We start from the raw sequence: 23,973 nt of genomic DNA, 5'->3' as shown, positions 1-23,973 counted from the left end.
GATGATGAACTTCGTAATACGCGTCATTCTTCTGCTCCTGGGGCTGGTCTTCGCGGCCAGCCTGGCCGTGGCGGTCATGCTGCTGGCGGCTGTGTGGGGTGTTCGCTACGCCTGGGGGCGTCTCACGGGCAAGCCCGTGACGCCGTGGGTCATGCGTTTCAACCCGCGCTCCGGCTTCGACCGATTTCGCAATGCGGCACAGCCCTCGCAACCGACGGCTGCCGACGTGGCGAACGCCCGTGCCCGCGGCGAGTCGGTGGAGCGCCCCGTGCGCATCCGCGGCAGCGTCAGCGACGTGACCGACGTTTCGCCGAAATCGGTCTCCCCGCGCGGCTGACCGGCGGCCCGCCGGCGCTATTTCAGGCGCGACAGCCGGTCGCGCCGTTCGCCGTCAGAATCGTCCTCCTGGAGCCGCGGCTCGCCAGCCGCGGCTTTCTGCTTTCATCCAGGAGAGACATTCCATGACTTCGCGCGACATCTTCGTGGTCGGCACCGCCCGCACCGCCATCGGCACCTTCGGCGGCTCGCTGAAGGACGTGCCCAACACCCAGCTTGCCACCACCGCTGTCAAGGCCGCCATCGAGCGCAGCGGCGTCGCGGCCGACGCCATCGGCCACGTGGTCATGGGCAATGTGATCCCCACCGACGTCAAGGACGCCTACCTGAGCCGCGTGGCGGCCATCGACGCGGGCTGCCCCATCGAGACGCCGGCCTTCAACGTGAATCGCCTCTGCGGCTCGGGCCTGCAGGCCATCGTGTCGGCGGCGCAGGCCATCTCGCTGGGCGACTGCGACATCGCCATCGGCGGCGGCTCGGAGTCGATGAGCCGGGGCCCGTACTTCGACACCGCCGCGCGCTACGGCGCGCGCATGGGCGACGTGCAGCTCGTCGACTACATGCTCGGCATCCTCCACGACCCGTGGGAGAAGATCCACATGGGCATCACCGCCGAGAACGTGGCCGCGCGCTACGGCATCACGCGCGAGCAGCAGGACGAGCTGGCCGTTGTCAGCCAGCAGCGTGCGGCAGCCGCCATTGCCGCGGGCCGCTTCAAGGAGCAGATCGTTCCTGTCGAGGTCAAGACGCGCAAGGGCGTGGTGCTCTTCGACACCGACGAGCACGTGCGCGCCGACACCACCGTCGAGACGCTGTCGAAGATGAAGCCCGCGTTCAAGAAGGACGGCCTCGTCACCGCCGGCAATGCCTCGGGCATCAACGACGGCGCGGCCGCCGTGGTGTTGGCCGAAGGCGGCCGTGTGAAGGCGCTGGGGCTCAAGCCCCTGGCGCGGCTGGTGGGCTATGCGCATGCCGGCGTGGAGCCCGCGTACATGGGCATCGGCCCGGTGCCGGCCACGCGCAAGGTGCTGGAGCGTACGGGCCTGAAGGTGAGCGACCTCGACGTCATCGAGTCGAACGAGGCCTTCGCGGCGCAGGCTTGCGCGGTCATCAAAGAGCTCGGTTTCGATCCTGCCAAGGTCAACCCGAACGGCTCTGGCATCTCGCTGGGGCATCCGGTGGGTGCGACGGGCGCGATCATCACGACCAAGGCCATCGCCGAGCTGCAGCGGGTGCAGGGGCGCTATGCGCTGGTCACGATGTGCATCGGGGGCGGGCAGGGCATCGCGGCCATCTTCGAGCGGGTCTGATCGCATGCTCCGCCCGTCTGTCCTGATCGATCCCGGCGAGGTCGACTTCAGCGCCATCCGGGCGCAGGGCGCGGGCGGACAGAACGTCAACAAGGTCTCGAGCGCGGTGCATCTGCGCTACGACATCCACGCCAGTTCGCTGCCGTCCGATGTGAAAGAAAGGCTGCTCGCGCTGCGCGACAGCCGCATCACCCAGGAAGGCGTGTTCGTGCTCAAGGCACAGCAGCACCGCACCCAGGAGATGAACCGCGCAGACGCGCTCGCGCGGCTGCAGGCGGTGGTCGACAGCGTGGCCGTCGCGCCGCGCGTGCGGCGGGCGACCAGGCCCACCTACGGTTCGAAGCAGCGCCGGCTCGAAGGCAAGAGCCAGCGCTCGCAGATCAAGAGCCTGCGCGGACCGGTGCGGGACTGATCCCTCCGGTGCCGCCGCGCAGCCTGCGGATCTGCAGGCCCACGCCGATCAGGTACAGCACCAGCAGCACGCCGGTGATCGCCTTGAGCTCCGGCGCATCGGCGTTCGGCAGCAGCGGGGCGCCGAGCGGCAGGCGCGTGAGCGTTTCGGTGAAGGCCGGAATCCAGTGGAAGAGAAAGCTCGCAGAGAACGCGATGGCCTCGACGTAACGCGCCCACTTCCCGAAGAACAAGCCCCGGCCGGCGAGTGCGCCCACTGCCAGCGCAGCCAGCGTGATGATGCCCAGCGCATGCGGCTTGCCGAAGCCGCCGTGCTGGAAGATGCCGAAGCCGGTGAGACAGGTCAGCACGGTGGTCCACACGAAGAGCCGGCCGAGGCCGGTGCGCATCGTGATTTCCTTGCAGCGGAACAGGGCCGCCAGCCCCGCGGCGACGGCGATCAGGCTGATCGCGGTGTGAACGGTGCCCAGGGACGTGAGTCCCAGCCATCCTGTCGGTGCCATGCGGATCTCCTCGTGTCGTGGTGCGGCATTCTGATGGTTCGCAGCGAATTCGCGCAATCTCGGATGAATTGAGTGCAAAAGGCCCTGCTTTACGGTCCTGAAACATCTCCCGAGGACAATCGCACTCATGAGAAGGCTCTTTCCGCGCGCCGTGCTGGCCGCGTTCCTGCTGGCACCGGCCGCGGCGCTCCTGAGCGGATGCGGCCCGGGAGCCGCAGCGCAACCGGAAGCACGCACCGCCGCAGCCCCCGAACTCAAGTGGGAAGAACTGATTCCCAAGAGCTGGGACCCGACCAGGCGCTACCGCAACATCAGCCTCGAAGCCCTGCGCGACAACGATCCCCGCGCGATCCAGATGCTCGACGAGATGCGCGCCGTCTGGGACAACGCTCCGGTCAACGTGGCGCTCGACGGCAAGCCGGGCAAGCTCGCCGGCTTCGTCGTTCCGCTGGACAACACGCAGGAGGGCATCCGCGAGTTCCTGCTGGTGCCGTACTTCGGCGCCTGCATCCACACGCCCCCGCCGCCAGCCAACCAGATCGTGCACGTGGTCGCGGCCTCGGCCGTGAAAGGGCTGCACGCGATGGACACGGTGTACGTCAGCGGCACGCTGAAGGCCGCGCGCTATTCGTCGGCGGACATGGGCGTGAGCGGCTACGAGATCAGGTCGGCCTCGGTCGAGCGCTTCGTGCCCAGGCAGCCGCAATGAGCGGCCGCGCTCAGCCGCCCATGCGCTGGGACAGGAAATCCAGGAACGACGTGATGCGCGCCGACAACTGCGTGTTGCGGTAGTACACGGCATTCACCGGCTGGCGCACGTCGGCCGTCTCCTTCGCCAGCACCTGCACCAGCGCGCCGCTGGCGCGGTCGATGCCCGTCATGAAGTCCGACAGGCAGGCGATGCCCACGCCCGCCAGCGCGAGCTGTCGTAGCGTCTCGCCGCTGGACGCCACCAGCGAGGGCGCGATGTTCCACTCGTCGCCATGCACGCCGCGCAGCGGCCAGCGGTTCAGCGACTCGGGCTGCGTGAAGCCCAGCAGCGTGTGTTCGGCCAGGTCGGCCACCTTGCGCGGCTTGCCGTGCGCTTCGAGGTATGCCGGGCTCGCGAGCACGCGCAGCCGGTGCGTGCCCAGCGGCCGTGCGTGCAGCGTGGAGTCGCGCAGCGGGCCGATGCGGATCGCCACGTCTGTGCGGCGCTCCAGCAGGTCGATGGGCAGGTCGTCGGTGTCCAGCTCTAGGCTGATCTGCGGATAGAGCCGGCGGAACTCCGGCACCAGCGGCACGATGGCGTGGAGCATGAAGGGCGAGGCCGCGTTCACGCGCAGCCGGCCCGCGGGCTGCTCGCGGCGCGCGGCCATGTGCTCTTCGGCGTCGTCGATGGCATCGAGGATGGCGCGCGTGCGCTGCAGGAAGGCCGCGCCTTCCTCGGTGAGCTCGAGCCTGCGCGTGGTGCGGCGAAGCAGGGTGGTGTCGAGCTTCTGCTCGAGCCGGCTCAGGGCGCGGCTGATGCCCGAGACGGTCTGCGAGAGCTGCTCCGACGCGGCAGTGATCGAGCCCGTGTCCACCACCGTGCGGAACGCGACGAGTTCTTCGATGGTGGTCTTCATAGGGGCTGGCGCGTCAGGCGGCGGCTTCCTGCTGCGCGGGCACCTCGACGCGCGGCATCAGCGCCGCGAGCGCCTCGCCGTCGGTGCGGTAGCTGAAGAGCATCGGCCCCGGCGCCAGCAGGCCGGCGCTTTCCAGCACCTGCATCGCGGGCAGCTTCATGCCGCTCAGGTGCAGGCGGATGCCCTTGGATTCCATCATCCGGCGGATCGAGCCGAACACCTCGGCGCCGGTGATGTCGATGCGGTTGATCGGCTGCGCGAACAGGCACACGTCGGTGAGGTGGGGCCGCTCGGCCAGCGCCACCGTGAGCGCGCGTTCGAGCGTGGAGGCGGATGCGAAGTCGAGTTCGGCGTCCATGCGTAGCGCATAGAGGTTCGGTGCCAGCGGCGGCAGCTTCCAGAGGTTGCGGTCGCGCAGGCTGCCGTCGGGGTGCAGGCCCACCTCGATGATGCGCGGATGCAGGTGCCGGTACATGTAGTGCGCCAGCGCCGCCAGCAAGCCGCCGAGCACGCCCCAGTAGATGCTGGGCGCGGTCGCGATCGTCAGCACGAAGGTGCCGAAGGCGATGCCCGCCTCGATGCGCGAGATGCGCCACAGCGCGGTGAAGCTCGCCGGCTTCACCAGCCCGAGGATGGCCGTGACCACCACCGCCGCCAGCACCGCCTGCGGCACGTGATAGAGCAGCGGCATCAGCCACAGCAGCGCGCCGGCCACCACGACCACGCTGAAGAGCGTCGCCCAGCCGGTCTGCGCGCCGGCGTACAGCGTGATCGCCGAGCGCGAGAACGACGAACTCGTGGGAAAGGCGCCCGTGAAACCCGAGGCCAGCTTGGCCAGGCCCTGGCCGATCAGGTCCTGGTTTTCGTTCCACAGCGTGCCGGCGCGCGCGTTGTCGACCTTGGCGCTCGACGCGGTTTCCAGGAAGCTCACCAGCGTGATCATCAGTGCCGGCAGCACCAGCGCGCTGAAGGTGCCGAGCGGCAGCAGGCCCGGCCAGTAGAAAGAAGGCAGGCCCGAAGGCAGCGTGCCCACCACCGCGCCGCCGCGCAGCGCGTAGTCGGCCAGCCAGCTGATGGCCGCCGCGCCGGCCACCAGCGCCATCGTTGTCGGAAAGCGCGGCAGCAGGCGCTTGCCCAGCCACAGCACCGCGATGCTGCCCAGCCCGAAGGCGATGGCCACCAGGTCGGGCAATGGCCCGCCCTGCAGCACCTGCGGAATGGTCCGCCCCGTGAAGCCCAGCAGGGCAGGCAGCTGCGAGATCGCGATCAGCACTGCCGCGCCCTGTGTGAAGCCGATGAGCACCGGCGAATTCACCAGCCGCAGCAGCCAGCCGAAGCGCCCGGCGCCCAGCACGATCTGGATCGCGCCCGACATCAGCGTGAGCCACACCGCCATCGCCACCCACTCGGCGCTGCCCGCCACCGCCAGCGGCGCGAGCGAGGCACCCACCAGCAGGCTGGTGAGAGCCGTCGGCCCCACCGACAGCCGTTGCGAGGAACTGAACATCACCGCGATCAGCGCCGGGAACAGCGCCGCGTAGACGCCCGTGACCAGTGGCATGCCCGCCAGCGCCGCATAGGCCACGCCCTGCGGGATGACCATCAGCGCCACGGTGATGCCGGCCATCGCCTCGTTGCGCAGCAGCGCGGCGGAAGGGCGGGGCCAGGCGAGGCACGGAACCCAGCGGGAGAGGCGCTGGCGCAGGGAGGGAGAGGGGGCAGCCGGGGTCATGGATGTTTGCGGGCGCACTGGAGAGAACTGCAGGCACATGCGCGGTGCGCCGCGCGAAAGCGATGCGGAATGTGGAGCCGGGTCAGATCAACGATGTCGCGCTTTTCAGCACGTAGTCGCAGGCCTTTTCCTTGACCTTCGACGACAGCCCCTTGAAGTTCAGCGACTTGCCGTCGCCGCCTTGCAGCAGGCCCTTGGCGCCGCTGGCGAAGCCGGTCTCCTGCTTCTTCTGGCCGGTGATCCTGGCGAGCAGCTTGTCCTTCACCGAGGCCGCGTCGCCGCCCAGGTAGTTGTTCTTCACGCAGTACTGCAGCACACCGGCCGCGTTGCCCATGGTGCTGGAACCGATGGCGGGCATCTTGAAGCCGAGGCTGGTGCCCAGGTTGCCGAGCGCCGATCCGCCCGTGCTGCCGCCGCTGCCTTGCGAATCGGCGGTGGCGGCTTCGCCGGCCTTTTCCTTGAGCTGGTCGAGCAGGTTGTTGGCCTGCGCCGAGGCGCCCGCGGCGAGCAGCGCCAGGGCGATGAGGGTTGAACGGGCGTGCATGTCGTCCTCCTGTCGGTACGCGTGGTGGAAAGCGGCCATCAGCATAACGGAGACGCCGGGGGCGAAGCCCCGGTTGCACGCGCGCTCTTACTTCGTGCGCGGTGGGCGCTTTTCGAGCAGCGGCGCACTGGTGCCTTGCACGCCAACCAGGCCCAGCACCGTCACCAGCGAGTTCTGCGCACCCTTCCAGCCATCGGTCACGTCGATCCACTCCGACAGCGCGTGGAAGCCGCCGGTCTTGCCGCCGCCGCCGATGATGATGGCCGGGATGCCCAGCGACATCGGCACGTTGGCGTCCGTGCTCGCGCCCGTCAGCAGCGTCTTGTGGCCGAAGGCCGCGTTCGAGCGCGTGGCGGCCTCGACGATCACCGTGTTCGACTGCGTGCGGCCGCCCGGACGGTCGCCGATGAGCTTGGTGCTCACGCTCAGCGTGTTGACGTTCCAGCGCTTGTTTTCCTCGGCCACGGCTTCGTCGATGGCGGCGAGGATCTTCTTCTCGGTCTCGAGCAGCGGCGCCATTTCGTCGGAGCGGATGTCCACCGCCATGCGTGCGTCCGGCGCGATGGTGTTGACCGAAGTGCCGCCACCGACCGTGCCGACGGTGAAGGTCGTCTTCGGGAAGCTCGGCGTGCGGATGTCGGCGATCTTCGCGATGGCGCGGCCCATGCCGTGGATGGCGCTGGGTACCTGGCCGAAGGCGCCGTAGCTGTGGCCGCCGGGGCCCTTGAAAGTCACTTCGTAGCGATGGCTGCCGGTGCCCAGCATCAGCACCGAGCCATCGGGCGCGGGCTCCAGGCCGACCATGCCGTCGATGTCGAGGTTGTCGCGAAAGATCGCCTTGATGCCGCGCAGGTTGCCGAGCTCTTCCTCTCCCACGTTGCCGACGAAGAGCAGGTCGCCCACCGTCTGGATCTTGTTGTCGTTTAGCACCTTGAGCCACGACAGCAGCACCGCGAGGCCGCGCGTGTCGTCGGAAATGCCGGGCGCGTAGAGCTTGCCGTCGCGCTCCTTCACCTTCACGTCGGTGCCGACGGGGAACACGGTGTCGAGGTGGGCCGAGATCAGCAGCTTGGGCCCGTTGCCCGTGCCCTTGCGCAGGCCGACCACGTTGCCTTCGGCGTCGATCTTCGCGTCGGCGAGGCCCAGCGCCTTCATGCGTGCGAGGAAGGCTTCGGCGCGCTTCTGTTCCTTGAAGGGCGGCGCTTCGATCTCGGTGAGCATCTTCAGGTCTTCCACCGAGCGGTCGTGGTCGGCCTTGACCGCTTCCAGCAGCTTCTGGATGGCGGGTGACGCCATCAGCTGGGTGTAGGCCTTGTCCACCTCGGGCCGCACCTGCGTGGGCGTGGCTGCGACGCTGCCGCCCTGGGCGTGCGCGAAGCCAGCAGCGGCCGAGGCAAGGGCGAGGACTAGGGGGGCGAGGCGTAGCGAGGCGGTGCGGAGCATGGAAGGTGTCCTTTTTTTGAAGCGGGCCAGATCGAGATCGGCGCCGCCGGTGCAACGCCGTCGTCAGCGATTCTTATGGCTGTGTTAGGCGCGTGCTCTGGTTTAATCTGCCGCGTTGTCAGTTTTTCTAACGAAGCCCTCATGCGCCGCCATATTCCGAGCACCCGCGCGCTGCTGATCTTCGACGCGGTGGCCCGCCACCACGGCGTCGGCAAGGCCGCGGAGGAGCTGTGCCTCACGCACAGCGCGGTGAGCCAGCAGCTGCGCCAGCTGGAGACGCAGATCGGCGTGCGGCTGGTACAGCGCACCGCGCGCGGCACCGAGCTCACCGAGGCCGGCCGGCGCTATCACGGGCAGATCTCGGGCGACCTGCTGCGGCTGCAGAACCACACGCTCGAAGCCATGGCGCAGCGCACAGACGGCCTGCGCCTGCTGGTGGGCGCCGTGCCGGTGCTCGCCGAGGGTTGGCTCACGCCGCGCCTGCCGGAGTTCATCGGGCAGAACCCGGGCTGCAGCCTGCATCTGCAGGTGTTCCCCACGCATCTCTACATGGAAGACCAGCCTTTCGACGTGGGCGTGCAGTACGACGATGCGGTATGGCCGGGCGCAAACGCGCTGCCGCTCATGGGCGAATCCTGCGTTGCCGTGTGCTCGCCCAACGCGAAGGGGCGGCCGGCCATGGCGCGCGGCGACTTCCGCACGGCGCCGTTGCTGCAGCTGCGCACGCGCATGGGGGCGTGGGAAGAGTGGTTCGGCCAGACCCCGCATCTGCGCGCGCCGGAGAACCTGGTGGCGGGGCACCGCTTCGACCTGTTCTCCTCGCTGGTCGCGGCCGTGCGCGCCGATCTGGGCGTGGGGCTCGTGCCCGACTACTTCGTCGAGCGCGAGCTGCGTTCGGGCGAGCTGGTGCTGGCCTGTCCGCACAGAGCACCGTCGAGCCGGGGCTACAGCGTTTTCGTGGCGCCCAGCCGCACGGACGACGCGCTGGTCGGCGCCTTCGTGGCATGGCTGTGCGCGGCGGCCGCGCAGGCCGCGCCGCGTGAGCTGAAGGCCGCCTAGGCCCGGCGGAAGAGCAGCACCGAGTTCGTGCCGCCGAAGGCGAAGGAATTGCTGATGGCGGCTTCGAGCGCCGGTGCCGCGGTGTCGTCCTGCATGACGAGGTTCATCCGGCATTCCGGATCGATCTCGCGGCAGTTGGCGCTGGGCGGCAGTTGCCGCTGCTGCAGCGCCATCACGGTGATGAGTGCCTCGATGGCGCCGGCCGCGCCCAGCATGTGGCCATGCAGCGCCTTGGTCGAGCTCACGCGCAGAGAGTCGAAGTCATCGCCCCACACCTCGGCCAGCGCGTTGCGCTCGACCACGTCGCCAATGCGCGTGGCCGTGCCGTGCGCGTTGCAGTAGCCCACGTCGCGCGGCTGCAGCCCCGCCTGGCGCAGGGCGGCGCGCAGCGCGCGGGCCTGTCCTGGAGCGTCGGGCTTGGTGAGATGGGTGGCGTCGCTGCTGAGGCCCCAGCCGGCCAGCGTGGCATAGCTGCGGGCGTTGCGTGCGCGAGCGCGCTCGGCGGATTCGAGAACGAGGAAGGCCGCGCCTTCGCCCAGGGCGAAGCCGCTGCGGTCGGTGGCGAAGGGCCGCACCGCGCCAGCCGCTTCGCCGGGCTGGAAGCCGGCCAGCGTCTGCATCGCCTGCCAGGCCACCACCACCCCCGGCACGATCAGCGCCTCGCTGCCGCCGGCGATGGCGATGTCGACCTCGCCGCGCTGCACGGCCTTGGCGGCCTCGGCGATCGCGGCAGAAGAGGAGGCGCAGGCGACCGAATAGGTGAGCACCGGGCCCTTCACGCCCTGGCGCATCGCCACGTGGGCGGCCGGCGCATTGGGCATGAAGGCGGGGATGGTGAGCGGGGAGACGCGGCCGTTGCCGCGATAGGCCGCCTCGAGCGCGGCGGCGCCGCCCATGCCGCAGCCGGAGAAGACGCCCACGCGCTCGGGGTCGGCGTCGGACACGGCGAGGCCCGCGTCGCGCATCGCCATGTCGGCGGCGGCCACGGCCAGCTGGCTCACGCGGTCGACGCCGGCGAGCTGCAGCTTGGTGAACCAGCGGGTCTCGTCGAAGGCTACGGTGGCCGCCGCCGCCGGCTTGGGCAGTTCAGGGAAAACGGGCTGTATGGCCGACCGGCCCTGCAGCAGGGCCTGGAACAGTGCGCCGGGCTCGTCGCCGTGCGGCGCCACGACGCCCAGCCCGGTGACGGCGACTTCGTGGTTCACGACGCCGACGCGGCCTTCTCGGCCCTGACCTTGTCGACCAGCACGGACAGTTCGGCCAGGGTGTCGATGCTCGCGTCCTCGTCGGGCATGACGATGCCGAAGTGGTCTTCGATGGCGAACAGAAATTCGGCCAAGGCCAGCGAATCGAGTCCGCCGGTTTCACGCATCGAGGCGTGGGGGTCGAGCTTCGACGGTTCGATGCCGTACTTCTCGTGGATCAGGTCCTGCAATTCCTTCAGCGAACTCATCGTGCAATGCCTGTCGTCGTGTGCCGCCGATCGATCGCCGCCCTGTGCGGTCCTTGAGTCAATCGATCCCTTCCTCGTCGGCCAGTGGTGAGTGGTCAGTGTTTACGGATGATATCCGCTCCCAAGTGAGGGACATCGTCCCGCTGCCGGGCGCCCGGCCTCCAGCGCATCGAGGGCAGGGCGAAAGCCATACCCAGCAGCGCCCCGGCGGCCACGTCCAGCGCCACGTGCTGCTTGACCGCCAGCGTCGAATAGGCGATGGCGGCGAACCAGGCCCAGTTCAGCACCCGCCACCCGGCGGGGGTGCGGGTTTCGCTCAGCACGTCCTCGATGCGGATGGCCGTGAAGATGGCCACCGCCACGTGCATCGAAGGGCAGGCGTTGCCGGCCGCGTCCACGCCCTGCAGCATCGTGAAGCCTGGGTAGCCGGAGGCATCGATGGCCAAAGGGGGTATCTGGGTCGGCCAGAAGTAGAAGATGCCCAGGCCGGTGATGCACAGCCCGCCGATCCACAGCCCGTAGACCACCAGCTCGCGGAAGGTCAGTTGCAGCCCTGGCGCGATGCCCACGTACACCCACAGCGAGAGGTACGGCCCCAGAAGGTAGGGCTGGAAGGGCAGCAGGCGGTCCAGCGGCGTCAGCGGCATCACCTCGACCGGAAAGGACGGATTGCGCAGCAGGTGGAAGTAGCCGATGAAGAAGAGCCAGGTGAAGACCGTGGTGCCGACCGCCTTCAGCAGGAAATGCCGGCGCACGCGCAGCCAGATGTCGGCGGTCCAGGTGGAAGCTTGGGCGCCGGGCGCCAGATGCAGGGGGATCGGTGAGTGCATGGTGTTGCTTGTCGGGCGCCGATCTTGCCAGAGCGACGTGAAGCATCCATTCCTCGATACCCCGGTTGCCCGGGGCGCGCCGCTCAGGCGGGCGCGGGCCGCTTGCGGTGCTGGAACGAGGTGGGCGAGCGGCCGGTGGCGGCCTTGAACATCGCGCAGAAGGCGCTGTCGGTGGCGTAGCCGCTGGCGGCAGCCACCTGGCTCACCGCCATGCCGCGCGCCAGCAGCGGCAGCGCGTGCGCCATCACGGCCTGCTGGCGCCATTGCTGCCAGCTCATGCCGAGCTGGTCGCGGAACAGGCGCGCCACCGTGCGCTCGCTGGCGCCGATGGCGGCGGCGCGCTCGGCCAGCGTGGCGCGGTCGGCCGGGTTGCGCAGCAGCGTCTCGCAGAGCTGGCGCAGGCGCTTGTCGGTGGGCAGCGGCACGTCGATGCGGATCTGCGTGGCACGCTCCAGCTCGTCGACCAGGAGCGGCGCGATCATCCGCTCGCGCTGCGGAGCGTGCACGTCTGCCGGCGGCAGGCCGTCGGGCGTGGTGTCGAGCGCCAGCATCAATGCGCGCAACAGCGGGCTGATCTCGAGCACCTCGCATTTCTCCCAGGAGGGCGCGATCCAGGCGTGCAGGTAGACGGTGCGCAGTTCGGCATCTTCGATCAGCGTGATGCTGTGCGGCATGTTGGCGGGCACCCAGAGCGCGCGAGAGGGCGGGACGATGTAGCTGCCGTCCTGCGTGCTCAGGCGGATCACGCCGCGGGTGGAAAAGGTGAGCTGTGGCCACGGGTGCTCGTGCAGCTCGACCAGCGTGTCGGCGCTCAGGAAGTGCTCCTTGGCGCGCAACGGCCGCACCGCGTCGGGCGCGTACAGGTGCGGCGTGAGGGAGGCAACGCTGTTGATCGGGGTGGGCCCGCGCAGCCTGGCGGCGGTCGCGGCGCTCCTGGAGGGGGGTGAGGCGGCGCTTGGCATGGTTTCGACAAATGTTGTCGCTGTATCGCCATTCTGCCGCTTCCCCGGCGCATAGCATCGGTGCCTGCCCCGTTTTTTTGTAGCAATCCATGTCTTCCAACTCGCCCGCGAGCGCCGCTTCTGCCCCCGCTTCCCCGCCTTCTTCCAATACCTTGGGCACCGACGCCAAGCTGATCGGGCTGGTCGGCCTGGCCCACGCGGTCAGCCACTTCAGCCAGCTCATCCTGGCGCCGCTGTTCCCGTGGCTGAAGGACGCGTTCAACGTGAGTTATGTCGAGCTGGGCGCGGTGCTCACGGTGTTCTTCGTGGTCTCGTGCATCGTGCAGGCGGCTTCGGGCTTCATCGTCGACAAGCTGGGTCCGCGGCCGGTGCTCTTCGTGGGGCTCGGGGCGCTGGGGCTGGCGGCTTTCGGCTATGCCCTGGCGCAGAGCTACTGGATGCTGCTGGTGTGCGCCGTGGTCGGCGGCATCGGCAACGGCGTGTTCCACCCGGTGGACTACACGCTGTTCAACCGCAAGGTCGCGCCCACGCGCCTGGGCCATGCCTACAGCGTGCACGGCATCACCGGCAGCCTGGGCTGGGCGCTGGCGCCGGCCTTCGTGGTGCCGATCGCCATTGCCTTCTCGTGGCGCGTGGCGCTGGCTTCGGCGGGCGCGGTTGCCCTGGTCGTGCTGCTGGTGCTGTGGATCTACCGCAGCGTGCTGTCGCTCGACGCCGCGGCCGTGCACAAGGCCACTGGACAGGGCGAGTCCTCGCCCGCCGGCGGCGAGTTCGACTTCCTGCGCATCCCGGCCGTGTGGATGTGCTTCGGTTTCTTCTTCTTCTATGCCGTGGTCATCAGCGTGGTGCAGACCTTCGCGCCCGTGGCCGCGGGGCACCTTCACGCGGTGCCCGTGGCGCTGGTGGCCGTGTGCCTCACTGTCTACATGGTGGCGAGCGCGGTGGGCATGGTGGCTGGCGGTTTCCTGGCATCCGATCCGTCGCGCTGCGAGCGCATCGTGGGCGTGGGCTTCGGCCTGGCCGCCGCGCTGGCGCTGCTGCTGGCCTTTGCCGACTTCCCGCCGGTCATCGTGCCGGCACTCTTTGGTGCGATGGGTTTCGTCTCGGGCGTCGCCGGGCCTTCGCGCGACCTGCTGGTGAAGAAGTCGACGCCGCCCAACGCCACCGGCCGTGTCTACGGCGTGGTCTACGCCGGCCTCGACATCGGGCAGGCCGTGGCGCCGCTGGTGTTCGGCCGGCTGATGGATCACGGCCAGTACACGAGCGTGATCGTGGGGCTGGCGCTGGTGCAGGGCGTGCTCATCGCCAGCGCGTTCAACGTGCGCCGGGTGCGGCGCACGGCGCTCGTGCCGGCCTGAAGCTGAAGAACCCCGGCCGATATCATCGGCCGCATGCAAGCCCTGTATGTCTATGTGATCGTCGGCGCCGTGCTGGCGGGTTTCGTGCAGGGCCTCTCCGGCTTTGCGTTCGGCATGGTGGCGATGTCCGTCTGGGCCTGGACGCTGGAGCCCCGGCTCGCCGCCTTGCTCGCGCTCTTCGGCGCGATGACGGGGCAGGTGATCGCCGCGGTCACCGTGCGACGTTCCTTCGACAAGAGCGTTCTCTGGCCTTTCCTGCTTGGCGGACTGGTGGGCGTGCCCTTCGGCGTCTGGCTGCTGCCGCATCTGGATCTCGTCGTCTTCAAGCTGTGCCTCGGGCTACTGTTGGTGCTGTGGTGCCCGGCGATGCTGATGTCGCAGCACCTGCCGAAGCTTTCGTTCGGCGGGCGCGTCGCCGATGGGGTTGCAGGGGCCATCGGCGGTGCGATGGCCGGCATCGGCGGGTTCTCGGGGACCATTCCCACGCTGTGGTGCACGTTGCGCGGGTTTCAGCGGGATACGCAGCGGGCGGTGATCCAGAACTTCAATCTGTCGATGTTGCTGGTGGCGTTCGGCATCCACCTGTTCAGCGGGAATATCGGGCGTTCTCTCTTGCCTTTGCTGGGGGTGGTGGCGGTGGCGGTGGCTGTGCCTGTGTTATTGGGGGCGCGGCTTTATATCGGGATCAGTGAGGTTGCGTTTCGGAAGATTGTTTTGGGGTTGTTGACTGCTTCCGGGGTTGCGCTGTTGGCTTCTGCTGTTCCGGCTTTGCTTTCTCGTAGCTGAGCGATTCCTTCCCCGGGGCCGAGACCCGGCCCCGGGAAGCAAACACCCAACAGCCCTCACCGAGGCAAAGTCAAAGCAAACGGCAAGCTGGCAACCCCCAGCAAGGTAGACAAAGTCACCAACCCAGCCACATAAGGCCCGTTGTACCCCATGCGAGCAGCCAGCACATAAGCGCTGGAAGCAGTAGGCACAGCAGAGAAAGCCATCAGCACAGCCCCCTGCGCAGCATCGAGCCGAAGCGCACGAGCCAGCACCCAGGCCACCAACGGCAGCAACAGATGCCGGATGACCAGCACCGACACGGCCAGCACCTTGCCCGTGCCCAAGGTGGAGAACTTCATCCCCGCCCCCGCAGCCAGCAGCCCAAGCGCCAGCGAAGCAGCCCCGATCCGTGTCAACGTAGGCGTGGCCCAAGTGGGCACGGTAAGCCCCAGCACATTGGCCAGCAACCCCGCCACGGTCGCAACGATCAGCGGATTGCGCACCAGCTGCCGCACGAACCCCGTCTGCGCATGCCGCGTCATCGGCCACACGGCCGCGATGTTGAAGATCGGCACGCACACGCCGATCAGCACCGCGATCAGCAGCAGCCCCTCGGAGCCTCCGAGCCGTTCCGCCAGCGCCAGGCAGATGAACGAGTTGAAGCGAAAGGCAATCTGCGCGCTCGCCGCGTGGTCGCGCCGGTCGATGTGCGTGCGCAGGCCCGGAACGAAGGGCAGGGCATAGGCCAGCACGATGCCGCACACGCCCACGCCGACACCTGCGGTGAGCAGGCTCGATGTCGCCCCGAAGTCGAGCGGGCTGCGCACGATCGAGTGGAACAGCAGCACAGGAAATAGAAAGTAGTAAACAAGGCTCTCGACCTGGTCCCACACGCGGCGGTCGAGGGCTGTGTAGCGGCACAGGAGCCAGCCGATGGCGATGAGGGAGAAGTCGGGGAAGAGCAGCTGCGCGTAATTCACCGCTTCGAGGATAAACCCGCTTGACCATGGGTAATCCAGAGCACGGATACGGCCCCCGAGCCGCTAGCATCCGGGCTTCGTTTTTTCGACATACAGCAGAACAAGGAGTTTTTGATGCAACGTCGTCAATGGAGCGCGATGGTGGGAGCCGCGGCACTGATTGCAGTGGCGGGTCAGAGCTTTGCGCAGGGTTATCCCAACAAGCCCGTCGAACTGAGCGTACCGTTCGCACCGGGCGGCACGACGGACATCGTGGCGCGCGTGATTTCCGATCCGCTGGGCAAGGTGCTGGGCCAGCCGGTGGTGGTGATCAACCGCGCTGGCGGCGGCGGCATCGTGGGCGCGGCCGAAACCGCCCGTGCCACGCCCGACGGCTACAAGCTGGGCATCGCCACGGTGTCGAGCACGGCGGCCAACCCGGCCATCAACCCGAAGACGCCGTACGACCCGATCAACGACTTCACGCCGATCATCAACATCGCGGCCACGCCGAACATCATCGCGGTCAACCCCAGCTTCCCGGCCAAGAACTACGCAGAGTTCGTGGCCGAGCTGAAGAAGAACCCCGGCAAGTACTCGTACGCCTCGTCGGGCACGGGCGGCATCGGCCACCTGCTGATGGAGCTCTACAAGAGCCTGACCAACACCTTCGTCACGCACATCCCGTACCGCGGCGCGGGCCCGGCGCTCAACGACGTGGTGGCCGGCCAGGTGCCGATCATGTTCGACAACATCCCCTCGGCCATGCCCTTCATCCAGAGCGGCCGGCTGATTCCCATCGTGGTGTCCGCGCCGCAGCGCCTGGCCGCGCTGCCCAACGTGCCCACCTTCAAGGAAGTGGGCCTGGAGCCGGTGAACCGCATGGCCTACTACGGCATCCTCGGCCCGAAGGGCCTGCCCAAGGAAGTGGTCGAGAAGATCAGCGCCGGCGTGAAGAAGGCGGTGGAAGAGCCGGCGGTGCGCAAGCGCATCGAGGACACGGGCTCGCTGATCGTGGCGAACACGCCCGACCAGTTCGCCGCGCAGATCAAGGCCGAGTACGACGTGTACAAGCAGGTCGTGAAGAAGCAGAACCTGAAGCTCGACTGAGGATCGCTCCTCGCACCAGGGAAGCCGCCCGCATGCCGGGCGGCTTTTTCTTTTTGTTATCTTGCAAGGCATGAGCACAGAGGCAGCCACGCAGACCACACCCGAGATCGACGACTTCATCGACGCACTGTGGCTGGAGGATGGACTCTCGAAAAACACGCTGGCCGCCTATCGCCGCGACCTGACGCTGTTCGCGCAGTGGCTCGGCGCGCAGCGCAGCGGCACCGCGCTCGACACCGCGAAGGAGACCGACCTGCAGGCCTACATGGGCGCGCGCCTGTCGACCAAGGGCAAGGCCACGTCGGCGAACCGCCGGCTCACGGTGTTCAAGCGCTACTACCGCTGGGCGCTGCGCGAGCGGCGTATCGCGGCCGATCCGAGCATCCGGCTCATGCCGGCGCGGCAGATGCCGAGGGCCGTCAAGACGCTTTCCGAAAAGCAGGTCGACGACCTGCTGGGCGCGCCTGACGTCGATTCGCCGCTGGGCCTGCGCGACCGCGCGATGCTGGAGCTGATGTACGCCAGCGGCCTGCGCGTGAGCGAGCTGGTGGCGCTCAAGGCCACCGACATGAGCCTCAACGACGGCGTCCTGCGCGTGCTCGGCAAGGGCAGCAAGGAGCGGCTGGTGCCCTTCGGCGCCGAGGCGAGGCGCTGGATCGAGCGCTACCTGGAGGATTCGCGCCCCGCCATCCTCGACGGCCAGCAGACGCCCGACCTGTTCGTCACGGCGCGCGGCTCGGGCATGACGCGCGTGATGTTCTGGATCATCGTGAAGAAGCACGCGACCGCGGCTGGCATCCACGTTCCGCTGTCGCCGCACACGCTGCGCCACGCCTTCGCCACGCACCTGCTGAACCACGGCGTCGACCTGCGCGCGGTGCAACTGCTGCTGGGGCATGCCGACATCTCGACGACGACCATCTACACGCACGTGGCGCGCGAGCGCCTGAAGCAGCTGCATGCGCAGCACCATCCGCGCGGCTGAGCCTTCGCAGGACTGGCGCATCGGCTGCGCCGGATGGAGCCTGCCGCGCGCGCTGTGGCCGGTGTTTCCGGCCGAGGGCTCGCACCTGGAACGCTATGCGCAGCGCTTCGACGCGGTCGAGATCGACTCCTCGTTCTACCGGCCGCACCGGCGCGAGACCTACGAGCGCTGGGCCGCGAGCACGCCCGAAGGGTTTCGCTTCGCGGTCAAGCTGCCCAAGACGGTGACACACGAACGCCGGCTGGTCGGTGCGATGCCGGCTTTCGAGGCGTTTACCGCGCAGGTCGAGGGCCTCGGCAGCAAGCTGGGTGCGCTGGTCGTGCAGTTGCCGCCCAGCCTGGCGTTCGATGCTGCAGCGGTGCGCGGCTTCTTCACCGCGCTGCGGCACAGGCACCGGGGCGCGGTGGTGCTGGAGCCGCGCCATCGCAGCTGGTTCACGCCGCAGGCCGACGGGCTCCTGTCGGATTTCGAAGTGGCCCGCGTGCTCGCGGACCCGGTGCTGTTCGACGAAGCCGCGGCCCCCGGCGGCTGGTCGGGCCTTGTCTATCTGCGGCTGCACGGTTCGCCGCGGCGCTACTGGTCCGCCTACGACGAGGAACTGCTCGCGCGCCTCGCCCGGCGGCTGCAGCGCGCGAAAGAGGAGGGTGCGCAGTGCTGGTGCGTGTTCGACAACACGGCCGGCGGCGAGGCCACGGGCAACGCGCTGACGCTGCGGCGGCTGCTGGAAAATCAATCATCGACAAGAGGAGACGGAACGTGAAATTCAACAGACTCTGCGCCGGCCTTGGGCTCGGCCTTGCAATGGCCGCAGCCGCCGGCCTCGCCGCCGCCCAGGCCTTTCCGGGCGCCAAGCCCATCCGCCTGATCGTCGGTTATCCGCCCGGCGGTGGCATCGACTTCGCTGCGCGCACGGTGCAGGTGCCGCTGCAGGAGGCGCTCAAGCAGCAGCTCGTGGTCGACTACAAGCCCGGCGCGAGCGGCATGATCGCGGCCACCGAGCTCACGCGCCAGCCTGCCGACGGGTACACGCTGCTGCTGGCCAACACGGGGCCCTTCGCCATCGCGCCGTACCTGCAGAGCAAGCCGCCCTACGACCCGATCAGGCAGTTCACCTACATCGGCCAGATCAGCCAGGGCAGCTACATCGCGGTGACGCGGCCCGACCATCCGGCGAAGAACCTCAAGGAGTTCGTCGCCTGGGCCAAGGGCCAGCCGGGCAAGGTCAACTTCGCCTCGGGCGGCAACGGCACCTCCACGCACCTCAACGGCGAGCTGATGAACCAGGTGACCGGCCTCGACATGACGCACGTGCCGTACAAGGGCAGCGCCCCCGCGGTGCAGGACCTGATCGGCGGGCAGACGCAGATCCTCATCGACGCGGGCAGCGTGCTGCTGCCGCAGGTGAAGGGCGGCAAGCTCAAGGCGCTGGCGGTGACCGGCCCGGCGCGCGATCCGCAGCTGCCCGACGTGCCGACGGTCAAGGAACTGGGGCTGGCGGGCATGGAGTCGGTCGGCTTCCAGGGGCTGGTCGGGCCGGCGAACATGCCGAAGGAAGTCGTCGACCGGCTCTCCAGCGAGCTGGCCAGGGCGCTGGCGCAGCCCGAGATCAAGGCCAAGTTCGCGACGGCGGGCGCCGAGGTGCATTCGCTCGGGCCGGCCGAGTTCGCGGCTTTCGTGAAGGCGGACAATGAGAAGTGGTCCAGGCTGATCAAGGAGCGCAAGCTGCAACTGGACTGACGCCATCCATCACGCAAGCAGGCAGACGACCAGGGCTGCCACACACGACACCATGAATTTCCTCGCTTCCCCGAAGCCCTCGCGCCGCACGGCGACCCGACTCCTCGCCGCCGCCGCGCTGTGCGCCGCATCCGGCGCCTTCGCGCAGGCCGTGCCCAAGACCGTGCGCCTCATCGTCGCCTATCCGGCGGGCGGCGTCAGCGACGTGGTCGCGCGTGCGCTGGGCGACCGGCTCGCGGCCCAGATGGGCGTCACGGTGATCGTCGACAACCGCGCGGGCGCGAGCGGGGCCATCGGCATGGACGCCGTCGCCAAGGCCGCGCCCGACGGTGCGACGCTGGGCTTCTCGGCCATCAGCCCGCTGGTGCTGAGCCCGCACCTGGGCAAGCTGCCCTTCGATCCGCTGAAGGACGTGGCGCCGGTGGCCAGCGTGATGTATTCGCCGGTGCTGCTGATCGCCACGCCGGCGAGCAAGGCGAAGGACTTCCGCGCTCTCATCGACGATGCCAAGGCGCATCCGGGCGCGGTGCGCTGGGCTACCTCGGGGCCGGCCTCGCTGGGCCACATCGTGCTGGAGCAGCTGCGCGCGGCGGCGAGCGTGGACATCACGCATGTGCCTTACAAGGGCGGCGGCCAGCAGCTCAACGACGCGATCGGCGGGCAGTTCGAGATTCTTTCGACCAACGCTAGCCCGACGCTCTCCTCGCACATCCAGTCGGGCAAGCTGCGCCCGCTGGCGGTGGGTGCCCCAGCCCGGCTCGACAGCCTCCCGCAGGTGCCCACGCTGGGTGAACTGGGCTACAAGGCGGCGAACATCAATTCGCTGTTCGGCGTGTTCGCGCCGGCGGCCACGCCGCCGGCGCTGGTCGCGAAGTACAACGCCGAGATCAACAAGGCGCTGGCCACCCCCGAGCTGCGCGCCAAGCTCACGGCCACCGACAACGTGCCGACCGGCGGCACCCCGGCCGCGTTCGCGAAGGAAATCGCCAGCGAGTTCGAGAGCAACGGGCGCATCGTCAAGGCGGCGGGCATCAAGGCCGATTGAAAAACCGCAAAGGCGCGCTGACGCCTGGATGACACTCCGGCTTGTGGCTTGGCCTTGCCTACCTTATAGTAGGTAGATGACCAACGCCACAGCACTCGCCGCTGGCAGCACCCGCGAGCAGATCCTCGCGGTGGCGCGCGGCTTCATCGAAACCCGTTCCTACCTGGGCTTCAGCTTCCAGGACGTGGCCGACGCGGTCGGCGTGCGCAAGGCCAGCCTGTACCACCACTTCCCGACCAAGGAGGCGCTGGGCGTCGCGGTGATCCGCGCGGCCACGCAGGGCTTCAAGGACTGGGACGCCGCCCGGGCGCGCGACCCGAAGGACGCGCTCGAATCGTATTTCCGCATGTACCGCAACACGCTCAGGGCCGGCTCGGGCATGTGTCCCGCGGGGGCGGTGGCTCCCGGCTGGGGCGTCATCAACGACGAGCTTCGCCTTGCCGTGCAGGAGCTGCGCAACACGCAGGTGACGTGGCTCACCGGGGTGCTGGGCGCGCTGATGACGGAGCGCAAGACCGGCGCGTCGGTGGCTTCGCTGGCCGCCTACGTCTTTTCCGTTTGCCAGGGCGCGCTGCTGTCGGCGCGCATGACGGGCCGCGTCGACGACTTCGACGAGGCCATCGCCCAACTCAGGAGTTCCTTGCCGGGCTGAGCGCCCGGCCCCGTGCAGGCACGCTTCGGCGTGCTTATTTTTCGACCTCGAAGCCTACCGATTGGAAGGTAGTCAATCTGCTGGAGAGCATTCATGAAAGCCGTCATTTCCGCCTACGCCCGTTCCCCGTTCCACTTCGCGAAGAAAGGCGCGCTCGCCGAGGTGCGCCCCGACACGCTGGCCGCCGGCGTGGTGCGCGGCCTGCTGCAGCGCACCGACCTCGACCCCGCGCTGCTCGAAGACGTCATCCTCGGTTGCGCCTACCCCGAGGCCTCGCAGGGCAACAACCTCGCGCGCATCGTCGGGTTGCTGGCCGGCCTTCCGCACGAGGTGGGCGGCATGACGGTCAACCGCTTCTGCGGCTCGTCGATGCAGGCCGTGCACATCGCCGCCGCGCAGATCGAGGCGGGCATGGGCGATGCGTTCCTGTGCGTGGGCGTGGAGTCGATGACGATGGTGCCGCAGGGCGGCTTCAACTTCTCACCGAGCCCGGAGCTCAAGGAGAACACCGACGCCTATATCTCGATGGGCGAGACCGCCGAGAACGTGGCGCAGCGCTGGAACGTGAGCCGCGCCGACCAGGAGGCCTTCGCGGTGGAGTCGCATCGCAAGGCGGCCGAGGCGCGTTCGCAGGGGCGGCTTGCCGGCGAGATCGTGCCGGTGCGCCTGGCTTCGGGCGACGTGATCGATGCCGATGGCTGCATCCGTCCGACCACTTCCGCCGAGGCACTGGCGAACCTCAAGCCCGCGTTCCGCCCTGACGGCGTGGTGACGGCAGGCACCTCTTCTCCGCTGACCGACGGCGCGGCCGCAGTGCTCGTCACCAGCGACGAATTCGCGGCGAAGCACGGCCTGAAGGCGCTGGCGCGCATCCGCTCGTTCGCCACCGTGGGCGTCGACCCGGCGATCATGGGCATCGGCCCGATCCCCGCCACGCGCAAGGCGCTGGCGCGCGCGGGCCTGAGCGCGGCCGACCTCGACGTGATCGAGATCAACGAAGCCTTCTCCTCGCAGGCGCTGGCCTGCATCCGCGACCTCGGGCTCGATCCGGCGAAGATCAACCTCGATGGCGGCGGGCTGTCGATCGGCCATCCGCTGGGCGCGACCGGTGCGCGCATCACCGGCAAGGCGGCGTCGCTGCTGGCACGCGAGAACGGCCGCTACGCGCTGGCCACCCAGTGCATCGGCGGAGGGCAGGGCATCGCGACGATCCTCGAGCGCGTCTGAAGGCCGCGCCGCCCGCGAGAATGGCGATCGCCACCCACGACAAAGGAGACCCCATGGCCAAGCTGTATCTCGAAGACCTGAAGGTCGGCGACCGTTTCAAGAGCGCGGAGCACGCGCTCGACGCGGCGCAGATCAAGGCCTTCGCGCAGCAATTCGATCCGCAGCCCTTTCATACCGACGAAGAGGCTGCCAAGAGCACATTCTTCGGCGGCCTCGCGGCGAGCGGCTGGCACACGGCTGCGCTCACGATGAAGCTGCTGGTCGAAAGCGGCCTTCCGCTGGCCGACGGAATCATCGGCTCGGGCGGCGAACTGCAGTGGCCCAAGCCGACGCGGCCCGGCGACGTGCTGCATGTGGAGGGCGAGGTCGTCGACATCGTGCCCTCGCGCTCCAAACCCGGCCGCGCGATGGTGGCGATGCGCTGCCAGACGCTCAACCAGCATGGCGACGTGCTCCAGCATTTCATGCCGAAGCTGGTGGTGCAGGCGCGTCCGGCCTGAGCCGAAGAGGAAAGAAGAGCGGCGGCCTCAGGCCTTGTCCTGCGTCTGCGAGAGCTGGCGCAACTCTTCCGCGCTGAAGCCCGCACGCCCGCGCGCCTCGAAGTTGAACGGCGGCTTGTGCCGCGGCGCGTCGTAGCGCGCCACGAGCCCGGGGTAGGCCGCTTCCGGGTCGATGCCCTCGCGCTCGCACAGCCAGCGGTACCAGTGGTTGCCGATGGCCACGTGGCCCACCTCGTCGCGCAGGATGATGTCGAGGATCTCCACCGCGCGCAGCGCATCGGGTGTGTTCACGCGCTTGAGCTTGCCCTGGATGAGCGGCGTGGCGTCGAGCCCGCGCGCCTCCAGCGTGCGCGGCACCAGCGCCATGCGGGCGAGCACGTCGTCCTTGGTCTTCTCGCACATGTTCCACAGGCCGTCGTGGCCGGGGAAGTCGCCATAGCGCCAGCCCATGTCCTGCAGGTGCGCGTGCAGAAGGGTGAAGTGCAGCGCCTCTTCATGGGCCACGCGCAGCCAGTCGCGGTAGTAGGCCTGGGGCATGCCGTCGTAGCGCCAGACGGCGTCGAGCGCGAGGTTGATGGCGTTGAACTCGATGTGGCAGATCGAATGGACCAGCGCCGCGCGTCCCTCGGTGGTGAAGGGCGAGCGCTTCTGCACGGCGGTGGCGGCCACGCGCAGCGGGCGCTCGGGGCGGCCCGGCACGCCGAGATCGTCGCCGGGCGTGCGGATCGCCTGGGCTGCTATGGATTCGGTAGCGCCGTCCAGCGGGATGGCACGGGTGGCGGCCACCTTTTCATCGGGGTCTGTAAGGCGAAGCGCGGCCAGCGCGCTCAATCGGGGGTGCATCCCTACAATTCTAGGTTTTGACCTTGCAGGGACCGGAACAATGGCGCTCTACGAACTCGACGGCGTGGCACCCCAGGTGGGCGAAGGTGCATGGGTGGCCGACACCGCGGAGGTGATGGGCAACGTCAGGCTGGCGGAGAACGCCAACGTGTGGTTCGGCGCGGTGCTGCGAGGCGACACCGAGACGCTGAGCATCGGGCGCAACAGCAACATCCAGGACCTGTCGGTGCTGCACGCCGACATCGGCTGCCCCCTGACCGTCGGCGACAACGTGACCGTCGGCCACCAGGTGATGCTGCATGGCTGCACCATCGGCGACAACACGCTGGTCGGCATTCAGGCGGTGGTCTTGAATAACGCGAGGATCGGCCGCAACTCGATCGTTGGCGCCGGCAGCGTGGTGACCGAGGGCAAGGAGTTTCCCGACAACTCGCTCATCATGGGCTCGCCCGCCAAGGTGGTGCGCACCCTCGACGACGAGGCCGCCGCCAAGCTGCGCCAGGGCGCGGAGAACTACGTGAAAAACGCCCGGCGCTTTGCCAAAGGGTTGAAGAAGATCGCCTGACCATCCCGGTCGCAGGCACACACACAGAAAGAAG

27 protein-coding genes are annotated in these 23,973 nt (G+C 68.7%); 16 read left to right on the top strand and 11 right to left on the bottom strand.

Translation table 11 applies throughout. From position 1 onward, the window contains the following. The first annotated feature begins 4 nt into the window (after positions 1-4). From ABL843_RS20325 to arfB, 3 genes are all read left to right on the top strand, one after another. The gene (locus ABL843_RS20325; RefSeq protein ID WP_240650854.1) at positions 5-337 is read left to right on the top strand and encodes a hypothetical protein; all 333 of its coding nucleotides are present in this window, start codon (positions 5-7) and stop codon (positions 335-337) included. A 124-nt stretch (positions 338-461) separates the two neighbouring features. Then, positions 462-1,646, top strand: coding sequence for an acetyl-CoA C-acyltransferase family protein (locus tag ABL843_RS20320; protein WP_418117074.1), 1,185 nt, complete (start codon positions 462-464; stop codon positions 1,644-1,646). Between the two features lie 4 nt (positions 1,647-1,650). Then, entirely contained in the window at positions 1,651-2,058 is a 408-nt protein-coding gene (arfB, locus tag ABL843_RS20315; RefSeq protein ID WP_418117073.1) for an alternative ribosome rescue aminoacyl-tRNA hydrolase ArfB, read from the top strand. Here arfB and ABL843_RS20310 read toward each other — a convergent pair. Further along, on the bottom strand, positions 2,027-2,560 hold the full coding sequence (locus ABL843_RS20310) for a hypothetical protein (protein WP_418117072.1): 534 nt from the start codon (positions 2,558-2,560) through the stop codon (positions 2,027-2,029). The two genes, arfB and ABL843_RS20310, sit on opposite strands and share 32 nt — an antisense overlap. 127 nt (positions 2,561-2,687) lie before the next feature. Here ABL843_RS20310 and ABL843_RS20305 point away from each other — a divergent pair, with 127 nt between their 5' ends. Continuing rightward, positions 2,688-3,269, top strand: a complete 582-nt coding sequence (locus tag ABL843_RS20305) for a DUF3299 domain-containing protein (protein WP_418117071.1) — start codon at positions 2,688-2,690, stop codon at positions 3,267-3,269. Positions 3,270-3,279: 10 nt separating this feature from the next. Here the strand turns inward: ABL843_RS20305 and ABL843_RS20300 are convergent, their stop codons facing one another. The 4 genes from ABL843_RS20300 to ABL843_RS20285 all read right to left on the bottom strand — a co-directional run bounded on the left by ABL843_RS20300 (position 3,280) and on the right by ABL843_RS20285 (position 7,886). Continuing rightward, positions 3,280-4,167: a LysR substrate-binding domain-containing protein gene (locus ABL843_RS20300; RefSeq protein WP_126025858.1), complete on the bottom strand. Its 888-nt coding sequence runs from the start codon at positions 4,165-4,167 to the stop codon at positions 3,280-3,282. 13 nt (positions 4,168-4,180) lie between these two features. Beyond that, on the bottom strand, positions 4,181-5,899 hold the full coding sequence (locus ABL843_RS20295; protein ID WP_418117070.1) for a SulP family inorganic anion transporter: 1,719 nt from the start codon (positions 5,897-5,899) through the stop codon (positions 4,181-4,183). Between the two features lie 82 nt (positions 5,900-5,981). Further along, positions 5,982-6,443: a DUF2501 domain-containing protein gene (locus ABL843_RS20290; RefSeq protein WP_418117069.1), complete on the bottom strand. Its 462-nt coding sequence runs from the start codon at positions 6,441-6,443 to the stop codon at positions 5,982-5,984. Positions 6,444-6,530: 87 nt separating this feature from the next. Further along, entirely contained in the window at positions 6,531-7,886 is a 1,356-nt protein-coding gene (locus ABL843_RS20285) for a M20/M25/M40 family metallo-hydrolase (RefSeq protein ID WP_418117068.1), read from the bottom strand. 141 nt (positions 7,887-8,027) lie between these two features. Between ABL843_RS20285 and ABL843_RS20280 the strand changes: the two genes are divergently transcribed. After that, on the top strand, positions 8,028-8,945 hold the full coding sequence (locus ABL843_RS20280) for a LysR substrate-binding domain-containing protein (protein ID WP_418117067.1): 918 nt from the start codon (positions 8,028-8,030) through the stop codon (positions 8,943-8,945). Here ABL843_RS20280 and ABL843_RS20275 read toward each other — a convergent pair. The 4 genes from ABL843_RS20275 to ABL843_RS20260 all read right to left on the bottom strand — a co-directional run bounded on the left by ABL843_RS20275 (position 8,942) and on the right by ABL843_RS20260 (position 12,190). Next, the gene (locus tag ABL843_RS20275) at positions 8,942-10,150 is read right to left on the bottom strand and encodes a beta-ketoacyl-[acyl-carrier-protein] synthase family protein (RefSeq protein WP_418117066.1); all 1,209 of its coding nucleotides are present in this window, start codon (positions 10,148-10,150) and stop codon (positions 8,942-8,944) included. The genes ABL843_RS20280 and ABL843_RS20275 overlap by 4 nt on opposite strands. Continuing rightward, the gene (locus ABL843_RS20270) at positions 10,147-10,398 is read right to left on the bottom strand and encodes an acyl carrier protein (RefSeq protein ID WP_126025852.1); all 252 of its coding nucleotides are present in this window, start codon (positions 10,396-10,398) and stop codon (positions 10,147-10,149) included. The genes ABL843_RS20275 and ABL843_RS20270 overlap by 4 nt, the downstream gene beginning before the upstream one ends. A 95-nt stretch (positions 10,399-10,493) precedes the next feature. Next, positions 10,494-11,228, bottom strand: a complete 735-nt coding sequence (locus ABL843_RS20265; protein ID WP_418117065.1) for a phosphatase PAP2 family protein — start codon at positions 11,226-11,228, stop codon at positions 10,494-10,496. An 83-nt stretch (positions 11,229-11,311) separates the two neighbouring features. Beyond that, positions 11,312-12,190 carry an AraC family transcriptional regulator gene (locus ABL843_RS20260; RefSeq protein ID WP_184641316.1) on the bottom strand — a complete coding sequence of 293 codons (879 nt, stop codon included), beginning with the start codon at positions 12,188-12,190 and terminating at the stop codon, positions 11,312-11,314. Positions 12,191-12,279: 89 nt separating this feature from the next. On the opposite strand from ABL843_RS20260, the gene ABL843_RS20255 reads away from it, so the two are divergent. Continuing rightward, positions 12,280-13,548, top strand: a complete 1,269-nt coding sequence (locus ABL843_RS20255; protein ID WP_126025850.1) for an MFS transporter — start codon at positions 12,280-12,282, stop codon at positions 13,546-13,548. Between the two features lie 33 nt (positions 13,549-13,581). Then, positions 13,582-14,334 (top strand): sulfite exporter TauE/SafE family protein, encoded by a 753-nt coding sequence (locus ABL843_RS20250; RefSeq protein ID WP_418117064.1) that lies wholly within the window; start codon positions 13,582-13,584, stop codon positions 14,332-14,334. A 56-nt stretch (positions 14,335-14,390) separates the two neighbouring features. On the opposite strand, the gene ABL843_RS20245 is transcribed toward ABL843_RS20250, so the two are convergent. Then, on the bottom strand, positions 14,391-15,296 hold the full coding sequence (locus ABL843_RS20245; protein WP_418117063.1) for an AEC family transporter: 906 nt from the start codon (positions 15,294-15,296) through the stop codon (positions 14,391-14,393). Between the two features lie 114 nt (positions 15,297-15,410). On the opposite strand from ABL843_RS20245, the gene ABL843_RS20240 reads away from it, so the two are divergent. From ABL843_RS20240 to ABL843_RS20205, 8 genes are all read left to right on the top strand, one after another. Then, positions 15,411-16,385 (top strand): tripartite tricarboxylate transporter substrate binding protein BugE, encoded by a 975-nt coding sequence (locus ABL843_RS20240; RefSeq protein WP_184641314.1) that lies wholly within the window; start codon positions 15,411-15,413, stop codon positions 16,383-16,385. A 70-nt stretch (positions 16,386-16,455) separates the two neighbouring features. Beyond that, positions 16,456-17,370 (top strand): site-specific tyrosine recombinase XerD, encoded by a 915-nt coding sequence (xerD, locus tag ABL843_RS20235; protein WP_418117062.1) that lies wholly within the window; start codon positions 16,456-16,458, stop codon positions 17,368-17,370. Beyond that, positions 17,345-18,130, top strand: a complete 786-nt coding sequence (locus ABL843_RS20230; protein WP_418117061.1) for a DUF72 domain-containing protein — start codon at positions 17,345-17,347, stop codon at positions 18,128-18,130. Before xerD ends, ABL843_RS20230 begins: the two co-directional genes overlap by 26 nt. Beyond that, entirely contained in the window at positions 18,127-19,107 is a 981-nt protein-coding gene (locus ABL843_RS20225; RefSeq protein ID WP_418117060.1) for a Bug family tripartite tricarboxylate transporter substrate binding protein, read from the top strand. The genes ABL843_RS20230 and ABL843_RS20225 overlap by 4 nt, the downstream gene beginning before the upstream one ends. A 52-nt stretch (positions 19,108-19,159) precedes the next feature. Continuing rightward, positions 19,160-20,152, top strand: coding sequence for a Bug family tripartite tricarboxylate transporter substrate binding protein (locus ABL843_RS20220; RefSeq protein ID WP_369661615.1), 993 nt, complete (start codon positions 19,160-19,162; stop codon positions 20,150-20,152). A gap of 76 nt (positions 20,153-20,228) precedes the next feature. Next, positions 20,229-20,804: a TetR/AcrR family transcriptional regulator gene (locus ABL843_RS20215; protein ID WP_418117059.1), complete on the top strand. Its 576-nt coding sequence runs from the start codon at positions 20,229-20,231 to the stop codon at positions 20,802-20,804. Positions 20,805-20,897: 93 nt separating this feature from the next. After that, positions 20,898-22,031: a thiolase family protein gene (locus ABL843_RS20210; protein ID WP_184641310.1), complete on the top strand. Its 1,134-nt coding sequence runs from the start codon at positions 20,898-20,900 to the stop codon at positions 22,029-22,031. Between the two features lie 53 nt (positions 22,032-22,084). Then, positions 22,085-22,531: a MaoC family dehydratase gene (locus ABL843_RS20205; protein ID WP_126025841.1), complete on the top strand. Its 447-nt coding sequence runs from the start codon at positions 22,085-22,087 to the stop codon at positions 22,529-22,531. 27 nt (positions 22,532-22,558) lie between these two features. Here ABL843_RS20205 and ABL843_RS20200 read toward each other — a convergent pair whose 3' ends face one another. Further along, complete coding sequence (locus ABL843_RS20200) at positions 22,559-23,374, bottom strand: ferritin-like domain-containing protein (protein ID WP_418117058.1); 816 nt, start codon at positions 23,372-23,374, stop codon at positions 22,559-22,561. 40 nt (positions 23,375-23,414) lie between these two features. On the opposite strand from ABL843_RS20200, the gene ABL843_RS20195 reads away from it, so the two are divergent. Continuing rightward, positions 23,415-23,939 (top strand): gamma carbonic anhydrase family protein, encoded by a 525-nt coding sequence (locus ABL843_RS20195; RefSeq protein ID WP_418117057.1) that lies wholly within the window; start codon positions 23,415-23,417, stop codon positions 23,937-23,939. Positions 23,940-23,973: the final 34 nt, after the last annotated feature.

Origin of the sequence: Variovorax sp. 350MFTsu5.1, assembly GCF_048302515.1 — a bacterium.
In the GTDB taxonomy this organism is placed as follows: Bacteria; Pseudomonadota; Gammaproteobacteria; order Burkholderiales; family Burkholderiaceae_C; genus Variovorax; species Variovorax guangxiensis.
Note: the sequence above shows the minus strand (reverse complement) of the source record. Positions and strands in the feature narration are given on the sequence as shown.

Excerpts from the sequence above, each read along its gene's own strand:
- xerD (WP_418117062.1), top strand. The coding sequence starts at position 16,456 with ATGAGCACAGAGGCAGCCACGCAGACCACACCCGAGATCGACGACTTC.
- ABL843_RS20320 (WP_418117074.1), top strand. The coding sequence starts at position 462 with ATGACTTCGCGCGACATCTTCGTGGTCGGCACCGCCCGCACCGCCATC.
- ABL843_RS20230 (WP_418117061.1), top strand. The coding sequence starts at position 17,345 with ATGCGCAGCACCATCCGCGCGGCTGAGCCTTCGCAGGACTGGCGCATC.
- ABL843_RS20200 (WP_418117058.1), bottom strand. The coding sequence starts at position 23,374 with ATGCACCCCCGATTGAGCGCGCTGGCCGCGCTTCGCCTTACAGACCCC.
- ABL843_RS20195 (WP_418117057.1), top strand. The coding sequence starts at position 23,415 with ATGGCGCTCTACGAACTCGACGGCGTGGCACCCCAGGTGGGCGAAGGT.
- ABL843_RS20250 (WP_418117064.1), top strand. The coding sequence starts at position 13,582 with ATGCAAGCCCTGTATGTCTATGTGATCGTCGGCGCCGTGCTGGCGGGT.
- arfB (WP_418117073.1), top strand. The coding sequence starts at position 1,651 with ATGCTCCGCCCGTCTGTCCTGATCGATCCCGGCGAGGTCGACTTCAGC.
- ABL843_RS20295 (WP_418117070.1), bottom strand. The coding sequence starts at position 5,899 with ATGACCCCGGCTGCCCCCTCTCCCTCCCTGCGCCAGCGCCTCTCCCGC.
- ABL843_RS20280 (WP_418117067.1), top strand. The coding sequence starts at position 8,028 with ATGCGCCGCCATATTCCGAGCACCCGCGCGCTGCTGATCTTCGACGCG.
- ABL843_RS20260 (WP_184641316.1), bottom strand. The coding sequence starts at position 12,190 with ATGCCAAGCGCCGCCTCACCCCCCTCCAGGAGCGCCGCGACCGCCGCC.
- ABL843_RS20205 (WP_126025841.1), top strand. The coding sequence starts at position 22,085 with ATGGCCAAGCTGTATCTCGAAGACCTGAAGGTCGGCGACCGTTTCAAG.
- ABL843_RS20255 (WP_126025850.1), top strand. The coding sequence starts at position 12,280 with ATGTCTTCCAACTCGCCCGCGAGCGCCGCTTCTGCCCCCGCTTCCCCG.
- ABL843_RS20305 (WP_418117071.1), top strand. The coding sequence starts at position 2,688 with ATGAGAAGGCTCTTTCCGCGCGCCGTGCTGGCCGCGTTCCTGCTGGCA.
- ABL843_RS20265 (WP_418117065.1), bottom strand. The coding sequence starts at position 11,228 with ATGCACTCACCGATCCCCCTGCATCTGGCGCCCGGCGCCCAAGCTTCC.
- ABL843_RS20300 (WP_126025858.1), bottom strand. The coding sequence starts at position 4,167 with ATGAAGACCACCATCGAAGAACTCGTCGCGTTCCGCACGGTGGTGGAC.
- ABL843_RS20270 (WP_126025852.1), bottom strand. The coding sequence starts at position 10,398 with ATGAGTTCGCTGAAGGAATTGCAGGACCTGATCCACGAGAAGTACGGC.
- ABL843_RS20240 (WP_184641314.1), top strand. The coding sequence starts at position 15,411 with ATGCAACGTCGTCAATGGAGCGCGATGGTGGGAGCCGCGGCACTGATT.
- ABL843_RS20210 (WP_184641310.1), top strand. The coding sequence starts at position 20,898 with ATGAAAGCCGTCATTTCCGCCTACGCCCGTTCCCCGTTCCACTTCGCG.
- ABL843_RS20215 (WP_418117059.1), top strand. The coding sequence starts at position 20,229 with ATGACCAACGCCACAGCACTCGCCGCTGGCAGCACCCGCGAGCAGATC.
- ABL843_RS20325 (WP_240650854.1), top strand. The coding sequence starts at position 5 with ATGAACTTCGTAATACGCGTCATTCTTCTGCTCCTGGGGCTGGTCTTC.
- ABL843_RS20310 (WP_418117072.1), bottom strand. The coding sequence starts at position 2,560 with ATGGCACCGACAGGATGGCTGGGACTCACGTCCCTGGGCACCGTTCAC.
- ABL843_RS20290 (WP_418117069.1), bottom strand. The coding sequence starts at position 6,443 with ATGCACGCCCGTTCAACCCTCATCGCCCTGGCGCTGCTCGCCGCGGGC.
- ABL843_RS20285 (WP_418117068.1), bottom strand. The coding sequence starts at position 7,886 with ATGCTCCGCACCGCCTCGCTACGCCTCGCCCCCCTAGTCCTCGCCCTT.
- ABL843_RS20220 (WP_369661615.1), top strand. The coding sequence starts at position 19,160 with ATGAATTTCCTCGCTTCCCCGAAGCCCTCGCGCCGCACGGCGACCCGA.